Origin of the sequence: Thermogutta sp. (assembly GCF_039793925.1) — a bacterium.
Taxonomy (GTDB): Bacteria; Planctomycetota; Planctomycetia; order Pirellulales; family Thermoguttaceae; genus Thermogutta.
In genome coordinates this window covers 1-10,361 of record NZ_JBAMME010000113.1, presented here as the reverse complement: position 1 = coordinate 10,361, position 10,361 = coordinate 1, and the positions used below count along the sequence as shown (strand labels likewise).

The 10,361-nt window shown below is 56.3% G+C and carries 6 protein-coding genes; 5 read left to right on the top strand and 1 reads right to left on the bottom strand.

Annotated features, from left to right (window positions below; all coding sequences use genetic code 11):
• Window positions 1–2,060 (bottom strand): DUF4159 domain-containing protein (locus ABJK56_RS03955; protein ID WP_347243367.1); only part of this gene is annotated, 2,060 nt, incomplete at its 3' end.
• Window positions 2,061–2,643: 583 nt separating this feature from the next.
• On the opposite strand from ABJK56_RS03955, the gene ABJK56_RS03950 reads away from it, so the two are divergent.
• From ABJK56_RS03950 to ABJK56_RS03930, 5 genes are all read left to right on the top strand, one after another.
• Window positions 2,644–3,642: a MoxR family ATPase gene (locus ABJK56_RS03950; RefSeq protein ID WP_347243368.1), complete on the top strand. Its 999-nt coding sequence runs from the start codon at window positions 2,644–2,646 to the stop codon at window positions 3,640–3,642.
• Between the two features lie 87 nt (window positions 3,643–3,729).
• Complete coding sequence (locus ABJK56_RS03945) at window positions 3,730–4,626, top strand: DUF58 domain-containing protein (RefSeq protein WP_347243366.1); 897 nt, start codon at window positions 3,730–3,732, stop codon at window positions 4,624–4,626.
• Between the two features lie 55 nt (window positions 4,627–4,681).
• Window positions 4,682–6,913, top strand: coding sequence for a BatA and WFA domain-containing protein (locus ABJK56_RS03940; RefSeq protein ID WP_347243365.1), 2,232 nt, complete (start codon window positions 4,682–4,684; stop codon window positions 6,911–6,913).
• 106 nt (window positions 6,914–7,019) lie between these two features.
• Window positions 7,020–9,278, top strand: coding sequence for a hypothetical protein (locus ABJK56_RS03935; protein ID WP_347243364.1), 2,259 nt, complete (start codon window positions 7,020–7,022; stop codon window positions 9,276–9,278).
• Between the two features lie 151 nt (window positions 9,279–9,429).
• A partial coding sequence (locus ABJK56_RS03930; protein WP_347243363.1) for a MerR family transcriptional regulator occupies window positions 9,430–10,361 on the top strand: 932 nt, incomplete at its 3' end.

Sequence of the window (10,361 nt, the reverse complement as noted above, 5' to 3'; positions counted from 1 at the left end):
TGCTGTCGCTCATCGTCGGTCAGCCGAAAGGCGTTTCTCCCGTGCATGAATGCTAGATGGAAGTCAAACAGGGCGGGGTCCGTGATATTGATCTCATATTTTGCCAAGTCAACGCGCAAACGCAGTTGCTCGGCGGCTGCTTCCAGCAAGTTATTGAGCGCCCGGGGAGCAACGTGGCATCCCCCGGGGTGCAGTAACTGGGCAACGGCAATTCTGTCGCGGGCGACTGTGTCCTGGGCCGAAACCAAGGATGGGCGTTCGAAGAATTCGTACTTGTATTTGAGCTGTCGGTTGGTGGCGTAGGCAAGAATATTGACGCCCAGATTGACGCCCGCTTTGACCTCTTCGGCTACAGATGGAGCAAGCGTGACTCCGCGACCCAATCGGTGAAGTTCCCAAAGGCACGAAAGCGAAGGCAGGAAACGTCCGTCTTTTCCAGTTACGGCAGGTGCATAGACGACGCTCGTCCGGCAGCCAAATTCGATTCCCAAAAGCGGGCGGAGAAACTGCGGCGGAATGGCCTCTTCTGCCCGCCAGATGGGGTGCTCCGGGGGAAGCATTTGCAAAGTGTACTCCGGTTCGGGAAACGCCAATGCCATGAGTTGGCGAAAACCTTTGTCGAAATTGCCCTGAGGACAAGTGGCCTCTGCCAAAAGAAATCCCCCTCGATCGACGTAGTCCCTGATCTTCTCGGCTAGCCGTTTTTGGGTGGCGGGGTCACTTGGCAGGGGGCTATCCGTACCCCCGAGATAGAGAACTGGCGATTGGAGCAGATCTTCCACGCTCGCGGCAGTAATGTCCAGGATTTGCCATCCGAGGTCCATCTTCCACCGGCTTTCGGTGTACGTCGTCAGGTTGTACACGTCGTTAGGATGACTGTTCCAGCTTTGTTCTGGCCCAAGGCGAATCTTACTGAGCAGGATCGGTCGCCGTCCTTTGGCAAGGAACAGCAGCGCGAACGAGGTTGCCAGAAGGGGATCACTCTCCATATTCGGACCCACCCAAAAATCGGTGGGAACGCCACCGGGCGCGACGGTAGCCTTCAGCTCCAAAAGAAATGCGGAACCTTCCCGATACCAATCATGCTGGCCGATGAACCGCAACGCGCTGAGCCGTCCCACCCGTTCCAATCCATAGAGGTAATAAAAAATCCAGGTATTTCCGCCCTGGGGATTCTGGCGAACCGTGAAGTGCCGCGCCAGCCAGTTCAGGCCGCGCTGGATGCGATCGATTCCTCCAGGAGCGGGCTGACAGCAGTTGATGCGGTTCTGGTCGTCTACTTTGGCGGCCGGTTGACGGACCACATCATAGATGATGATGAGCGACGTGATGCCCGCGCAGGTCATGCTGCCGGTGCCGGGTTGCCCTTGCCGGTATCCCCAGGAGCCGTCAGCATTTTGGCCACTTTCCCAGTATTGGCGCGCTGCCGTCCAGACGGCGTCAGGAACGCGAGCGCCGGCCCTCTCGGCTTCGTACAACGCCAGCACCGCGAACTGGCTGTTGGAATTGTCGGCGTTTGAACCGGGATATGACCATCCGCCGCGATCTGAACCGCCCTGAATCTGGGTTTTTGCCAACCACTGCACGTTTTCCTGGATTTGTGGGAGATATCGGGAAGGATCGGCTCGACAGTAAACCATCGTTTGCAGTGCGACGGGATACGTCTTGTTGATATCGTCGGCCGAGTGATCCAGGAGGTATCGGAGAGCCTTCGCCACGGCTGGATCATCCGGAGGGACGCCAGCACTCAGAAGGGCCAGGGTGCACAGCGATGTCATGCCGCAAGGCATATTGACAGGGTCAGGCCAAGACCCATCGGCTTGCTGGGAACGCTTGAGAAACTCGATTGCCCGGTTGATCGATTCCTCCAGGGCTGCCGCCAGCTTTTCTCCGGGGACCTGAGCTTCGGCAATCGGGGAAAAGGTTCCTAGCAGCAAACAGCCCAGGATACAGGCAATCATCTTGAAGAATTTCGCGCGGAAGATGTCCAGCTCCGCAGTGAGACGAAGCGGCCGGTACAAAAAGGCCAATTCCTGCACTCGCCAGGTACCACCCATCATCCGTCTTTGCCCTCATGGTCGTAACCGTGCTGGAAACTCCCCTGCTCGCAAGCGGGTGCACAGGATGTTTCTTGGAAAATAGCGAAAGTTTGACGCCGCATGCTGCGGAGTGCCTCATGGCCCAACTCTGATGGGACCCCGTTGCGTCATATAATCATAGAAGACATATTGCGTTTCCCGCGGACCAGAAATGGAACTCGTTTTTGGCAGGGCGGACCACCAGCGTTTTCCGCGGAAATGGTTGCCCGTTGATCTTCCCGATTAGTTTTCATGATAACAGTCGAGAGCGGCGTCGGATACCTGCATGATTTGGAATAACCCGTCGGTGGGGCGAGACGAAAACACAATGGGGCTTTGCGAAAACAAAACGAGAAGGACTTCCCTCTGGAGCTGCTTGAAATGCGCCGGGATCCAGCGGAGTTTGACGACCCGTGAAGGATCGCGCCGCGCGGGTGAAAGGCTAATGCAGGGGACGGCTCTTTCGGGAGAAACTTTTTTGCATCGATGAGGTGATACGTTGTCCACAGGAAAACCTCGCACATTGGGAGACGTTCTACAGGAGTTCAGCTCCTACCGTCGCTTGATGGTGGAGGAACTCCAAAAAGTCATCGTGGGGCAGACGGAGGTTATTGAGCAGCTTTTGGCCGCCGTCTTCACTCGGGGACACTGCCTTCTTGTCGGCGTACCAGGGTTGGCCAAAACGCTGATGGTGAACACGCTGGCACGCATCCTCGATGTTCAGTTCAAACGAATTCAATTCACTCCCGACCTGATGCCCTCCGACATCACGGGAACGAATGTCCTGGAAGAAGATGAGCACGGAAAACGTTATTTCCGGTTTGTGGAGGGACCCATTTTCACCAATATTCTGCTGGCGGACGAAATCAACCGAACCCCACCGAAGACGCAGGCCGCTTTGCTCCAAGCCATGCAGGAACGGGAAGTAACGGTCGGGCAGCAGACGTATCCGCTTCCTGAGCCGTTCCTGACGATTGCTACTCAGAACCCCATCGAGCAGGAAGGAACGTATCCTCTTCCGGAAGCTCAACTTGACCGCTTCATGTTCAACATAAAGGTGGATTACCCGTCGCTCGAGGAGGAGGAGCGCATCCTCGCCATGACGACGCGGAACGAGAAAGTCGAAGTTCGGAAGATCCTTTCCGGCAAGGCTATTCTCAATTTGCAGCGACTGGTCAATTCGGTGGCCGTTAGTCCGTACATTGTGCAGTATGTGGCGCGACTGGTTCGCGCCACCCGTCCGCGCGACCCCTCGGCACCCCAGTTTGTCCGCGATTTCATTGATTGGGGTGCCGGACCGCGTGCCGGGCAGTTCCTGATTCAGGGGGGAAAGGCACTGGCTGCCATGGACGGGCGATTCGCCGTTTCCATCGAAGATGTGCGAAAACTTGCCATTCCTGTGTTGCGTCATCGGATCAGTGTCAATTTCCAGGCTCAGGCGGAGGGGCTCACCACCGATGACATTATCGAGCGGCTGGTCAAAGAGGTGCCTGCCCCGGCAATTCCCAAATTTGAGCAGCCGGCACCGCAGGTCAGCCCGGATGTGCTGCGACCACTTTCCTGATATTCCCAGCGGTCGAGCGTTGCGAAGGCGCTGTTTGAACCGCGAAAGAGTTAAACCGCGAAAGAGGCGAGACGCTTCGAGCGAATTATGACGAATATTCAAAAGTATCTGAAACCCGAAGTCGCTCGCCAGATCAAACGGCTCGACCTCCGCGCCCAGTTTATTGTCAAGGGGTTTTTGCACGGCTTGCACGCCAGTCCCTTCCATGGCTTTTCGGTGGAGTTTAGTGAGCACCGGCGTTACGTGCCCGGTGACGACCCCATGGATATCGACTGGCTGGTCTATGCCAAAACCGACCGGTACTACGTGAAAAAATTTGAGGCGGAAACAAACATCACCGGCTATCTTGTGGTGGATGCCAGCCGGTCGATGGGCTACACGTACCGACAGGAAATGACGAAGTTCGATTACGCCATTTGTCTGGCCGCCGCTTTGTGCTATTTAATGATCCAACAGCAGGACCCGGTGGGACTGTGGGTGTTTGATGAAAAAATCCGCCATTCCTTGCCGCCAAAGTCGAGACGCAATCATCTGGGCACAGTTCTTTCCATCCTTGCGAAATTGCAGCCGTCGGGGGAGACCAACATCGCGCAGTGCCTTGCCCAGATTGCGGCTTTTCTTCGGCGGGCGAGCCTGATCATGATTTTTTCCGACCTCCTGGCCGATCCCGAGCCCGTTATTCACGGTCTTCATCGGCTCAAGCATCGCGGGCATGATGTCATCGTCTTCCACATTCTCGATGAAGCGGAAGTGTATTTTCCCTTTAAGGGACTGGTCGAACTGGAAGAACCGGAATCCGGCCAGAAACTGGAAGTTGATGCTGCGGCCTATCGCGCCGACTATCTGGAGGCTCTTAGTAAATTCAGGGAGAAATATCGGCAGGAATGCTTTCGGGCAGGAATTGACTATTTACCGCTGGACACCAGTATGGCTTTCGATAAGGCTCTTTTTGAGTATTTGATGCGACGTAAAGCTCGGTTTTGAGTTCACCGTCAAGGAACGAGAGTCGGGCTGTTGAAGCTGCGGACTGAAGAATCGTATGGGATTTGTGACCCCGTTGTTTTTCTGGGCTGGTCTGGGCTTGATCGGAATTCCGGTCATTCTCCATCTCATTTTCCGGCAGCGTGGGAAAACGGTCGTCTTTCCCGCCCTCCGGCTGCTCCAGCAGCGGTACGAGGTCCGTAAGCGCCGATTACGTCTTCAGCATCTTCTTCTGCTTCTGTTGCGGGCGCTGGTGCTGTTCCTGCTTGGGATGGCGCTTGCCCGACCCACCATCAACTTTGGCGAAGGACTACCGAGCGAAGAAGCTCCAGTGGCAGCGGTGCTCATTTTCGACACGTCGCCCCGGATGGCGTATCGGTTTCAGAACCAGACCCGGTTGCAGGCCGCCCAGTCGCTCGGGCTGTGGCTGCTGCGAGAGCTTCCTCGGGACAGCGATATTGCGGTCCTCGAGACACGACCGATGCTACCCCGTTTTGTTGTGGACCGCGGAGCCGCCAAAATGCAAATTGAACGGCTCCAACTTTCTGCCCTGACGGAATCCATTCCGAAGGCGCTCGAGAGGGCCATCAACCTGTTGGAAACAAGTGACAAACCTCATCGCGAGGTCTACTTTTTCACCGATCTGACGACCTCTGCTTGGCCGGAAGAAAGCCTCGGGGCACTCCGCGAGCGGCTGAAGGCGGTACGAGCTATCTCCTTCTACATCTTTGATGTGGGAATCCAGAACCCGGTGGACAGTGGCATCGTGCATGCGCAACTTTCTAGCGAGGTGATGGTGGACGCGATGCCGGCCAGCTTTGAGATTCAGTGCCGCCGCTGGGGACCGGCTGAGAAACGATCGCTTGTCGGATATCTTTCCGGACCGCTGGGGAAAGCTGAATCGGATTCACGAACGGAGGCGGTGAAACGGGTCCAGGAAACTGTGGAATTTGCTCAAAATGGCACAGCGAGTCTCAATGTGCGCATTGGTGGGCTCACCGAGGGTGTGTATCAGGGGTATTTCCAACTGGAGGGCGATTCGCCCCTCCGTCTGAATGATCGCTGGTATTTCACCATCCAGGTGCGGCCCGCTTTTCGCATTCTCATAGCGGCACCCCAGCCGGCGGGGCGTCACGCAGTGTATCTTTCCCAGGCACTGGCCCCGGAAACCCTGCGACGTGCCGGCATCTCGCGTTATCAAAGCGAAGTAGTTTCGTACGAAGAATTGTTAAAAAAAGATCTGTCCACGTATGCAGCCTACTTCCTGCTGGATCCACCGCCTTTGCCAGACTCATTCTGGACGAAACTTCGCAACCTGGTTGAGACGGGAAAGGGAGTGGCCCTCTTTCTGGGGCGGTCTCTCGGGTCGCTGGACAAATGGAATGCGGGGCCTGTTCAGGACCTTCTGGCCGGCCAAATTCTTGTCCAGGCCCGCGATCCAAGCGGAGAGCTCCATCTTCGGCCGTCCCTCTACGATCACTATCTCTTGACGCCGTTCCGCTCCGTGGCCGGGTCGGTCCCATGGGATATGTTCCCCGTCTATCGATACTGGGTGCTCGATCCGCTGGCAAGCGATGCTTACGTAGTTGTTCCGTTCAGTAACGGGCATCCTGCCATCTTGGAACGCCCGGTTCAGAAAGGTCGGGCCATCACGGTGACAACCGCTATCTCCGATCTCCCGGAGGAATCGCCGTGGAGTATGCTTACGATGGGGCAGGCATGGCCGTTTGTGATTCTGGCCAATCAGATGGCTCTCTATCTCGCCGGGGCTGCGGAGTTGCGAACCAACTACTTTGTAGGTGAGCCTGTGCGGCTGGAGCTGGACTCCGATTTGCGGCTCACGTCGGTCCTGCTGGAACCACCACCCGATGTGCTCAATACCGATACGCTGGAAGCCACGCTGCCGATCCGCGTCAATGTGGATCCCGAAAGTCATGAAATTTTGATCAGTGCTACCGACCAGATCGGCAACTTCCGTGTGGTCGCTCGGGAGGCGGGTGTTGATTTTCACTCGGGATTCAGCGTCAACTGCCCGGGACACATCATGAATCTTGATCGCGTGTCAGCAGGGCAATTAGAACAGGCTTTTGCGGATGTGCCGATGCAAATCGCCCGGGATAAAGAACATTTGCTCCGCCAGGTGACGGCAGGGAGGACCGGGCTTGAGATCACACCGTATTTGCTGGGTTTGCTGGTTCTGACCATGGCCCTGGAACAAGTGCTGGCCAATCGGTTTTATCGACCGTCTCCGGCAACAGATTCCACGCAGGCCAAAACCTTGCCGACATAGGATGGCGGATCTTTGACGGATAAATTTTCGAGTGGTCAGTGAGCAAACCGCGTCCGAGGCAGAACTTCCTTACAAAATCACAGGATATTGACTCCTTTGCAGGACATTGACTCCCTCGATTAACTTTCAGCCCATTGCCGATAGCTACTACGTGGTGGCAGGAGTTCTTCTGCTGCTCCTGCTGCTGTGGCGCCTTGCGCCCATCAGTGGGGAACTGCCACCCCCACGTCGAAGGACTCTTTTTACCGTCAGGGCTTTGATCTTTCTTGTCCTCGGTTTTATTCTTCTGCGACCGACGCTGGTTTTTTTCAGCCGTCTCAAACAGGCCGGCACGGTTGTCCTTCTTATTGATCAGTCGCGAAGTATGGCGGTGCCCGACGAAATCCGCGGCGTCAGTCGCTTCGAGGCTCTCCGGGAAACTCTTCGGAAGAATCAAAGTGCCCTCGCGAAGCTGGCCAAAGATGTGGATCTGAAAGTTTATGTGTTCGACTCTCAATTGCATGCGCTCCCTGTGAAGGACGGCCAGATCGAGCTTCCATCGGAGCCCACAGGCGATCAAACCGCCATCGGTGCAGCAATGGAAGACATTTTACGAGAAACCAGTGGTGAGCGCCTGCTGGCCATGATATTGCTGAGTGATGGGGCACAGCGGGCACTCTATCCGCGGGATTTGCCGCCCCAGCCGGTGGCCCAGCGGATGCGTTCCCTCGATCAGCCCCTTTTCGCGGTGCGCTTCGGTAAATCTCGAACAGCCGGTGAGTCACGCGATTTGGCCCTTGAGGATCTCATCGTCCCCGATCGCGTATTTGTCAAAAATGAGCTTAAAGTTACCTCCCATCTCCACGCTACGGGCTACACTAATCAGAAGGTCAGGGTGGAGCTCTTGTTCGAGACCAAGCCGAATCAGTTGGAAGTCGTCAGTTCTCAAGAGATTACCGTCGAAACGGCTGATGAACGGGTCCCTGTCCGCTTCAGTTACATTCCGGAAGTGACCGGCGAACGGAAAGTCAGTGTGGTGGTGGAGCCGATACCCGGAGAAGCTCTGGCAACAAACAACGAACAGAATGGTCTTGTGCGTGTCATTGCGGGAGGGGTCCGGGTTCTTTATCTGGAAGGAGCCTTTCGCGTCGAGCAGCGGTTCCTGCGGCGCTCTCTCGATGCGGCCACGGATATGCACGTGGATTACGTTCGCATCGATCCCAATCGCCCCGAATCGCGGCCTGCCGATCTCGAAAAACGTCTGGGGCCCGGGAGCTATGATGTCTTCATTTTGGGAGATATCGATTCTTCAATGTTCCGGCGCGAGGAGTTGAAACGCCTCGCACAAACGGTGGCGGACGGTGCGGGTTTGCTCATGATCGGCGGGTTGCAGAGTTTCGGAGCAGGCGGCTACGCGGAAACGCCCCTGGCGGACGTACTACCTATCCAGATGGACCGATTCGAACGGCAGCCTTTGGGTGAGCCAATTCGCCCCGACCTACACTATCCGGGGCCGTTGCGGATGGTGCCCACATCAATCGGACTGGCGCATTTTGCCATGGCACTTGCCCCGTCGCCTCAGGAAAATCGGCGAATTTGGGAATCTTTGCCGCCACTTGATGGGGCCAATCGATGGTCCGGCTTAAAGCCGGGAGCTATCATTCTCGCCGAAGATAACCAGGGCCATCCCCTCCTGGTGGTCCAATTTTACGGCGTCGGCCGGGTGGCTGCCTTCGCTGGGGATTCCACCTGGCGGTGGTGTCTCCATGGGTATGAAAATGCCCACAAAAAATTCTGGCGGCAGCTTGTTCTTTGGTTGGCCAAGAAGGAAGAGAGTCAGCAAAATCCCGTGTGGGTTAAGCTGGGGCAGCGTCGAGTGCCCATGGGAGAAAAGCTTCAGTTCGAGCTCGGCGCCGAGGACCCGATGGGCGAGCCCATTCCGGGGGTCACTTGGAAGGTCACCGTGGTGACGCCCAGTAAAAACAAGATTCCGGTCACGGTCCAGGCACGTCAGCAAAACTGGGTAGGTGAATTTCAGCAAACCTTGGAGGCTGGCGATTACCAGATAGAAGTAGAAGCCTTCCAGGGGAGCCACCTGATCGGTCAGGAGACCGCTCGTTTTCTGGTTATGAAGCGTGATCTTGAAATGGATCAGCCTGCCGCCGACATCGCGCTTCTTACGGCACTTGCCAAGACATCCGGGGGCGAATGTGTCACTGCGGAAGATTTTCCGCGGATTATCAAAGAAATTGAAAAAAGGACGCAATCGCTCGAAGTGCCCGTAGCCACCCGGCGCAGTTTGTGGGATTCCTGGCCCACGCTGCTGCTTTTCGCTTTTCTCAATACATTGGAATGGTATCTGAGAAAGCGTTGGGGCCTCGTATGAAGCAGTCTGGCCGCTGACGCCTCGACCGTTTTCGATACCCTTTTGCTTGAGGACATCTCGGTGTTAGCCCCACCTGTTGGAGAATTTCGAGAAAGTGAAGCGTGTGACGGGCTCCGGAAACAGCCGTTGATTTAGCAAGTAAGGAGGTCGCATGACAGGTCTCGATCAGACGGCTCAATCGTTGGCCGGGATCAGGCTCGTGTTGCTGGGACGTCCGGCGGCGATGAATTTCCAAGAGTTTCGTCGAGAGGTGACAGCAAGGGGATTGAAACTGGTGTCATCGTCTGAGGAGCCGGCGGATTGGATCGTCATCGGCGAGAAGTCGCTGTTTTCGGTCGAGGAGAACGAACTGCAAAAGCTGGCGGAAGAGATTGCTCGGAAGCAAAGAGGACCACACGCAGAAATCCTGTGGGAGTCGGAGTTCTGGCGAAGACTGGGACTGTTGGAACAATCGCCAGGTGTCCGCAGTCTGTACACTCCTGGTTTGATCGCCCGGCTGGTTAATGTGCCGGTGTCAGTCATTCGGCAGTGGCAGCGGAGAGGGCTGCTGGTGCCCACGCAAACTGTTTGCCGCCTCGCTTATTTTGATTACCAGGCGGTGATCCGGGCAAAAAACCTAGCAGAACTGGCCAAAGCGGGTGTCTCCGTTCGACGAATTCTTGGAAGATGGCGGGATTTGGCCCAGCAGTCACCCTTTCTGCGAGAGGCCATGGAACGATGGCCCCTCGTGGTGCGCTGGCAGCAGGCGTTTTTCCGATATGGTGACAAACTTGTTGACCCAACCGGCCAGTTCCACTTCGACTTTTCTGAGACGATCGCCGAGGGGTGTTTACCTGGCACAGGCATCATCTCGTTGGAGAAATCGCTGGCACACAGCTTTGCGACGGGTGGTTCGAGCCGAGACGAATTGCTTTGGATCGCAGATGTGTGCGAAGAGACCAATCGGCTGGCCGATGCCATCGAGGTGTACCGCTTCATTCTGGCCACAGGCGGCCCGCAGGCTGAGGTGTGTTTTCGCCTGGCCGATGTGTTGTATCGCGCAGGTGATCTTTCCGGTGCGAGAGAGCGTTACTTCATGACGCT

Bases quoted from the DNA above. Each gene is read 5' to 3' on its own strand.
- ABJK56_RS03945 (WP_347243366.1), top strand. From the start codon at position 3,730: ATGACGAATATTCAAAAGTATCTGAAACCCGAAGTCGCTCGCCAGATC.
- ABJK56_RS03950 (WP_347243368.1), top strand. From the start codon at position 2,644: ATGGTGGAGGAACTCCAAAAAGTCATCGTGGGGCAGACGGAGGTTATT.
- ABJK56_RS03940 (WP_347243365.1), top strand. From the start codon at position 4,682: ATGGGATTTGTGACCCCGTTGTTTTTCTGGGCTGGTCTGGGCTTGATC.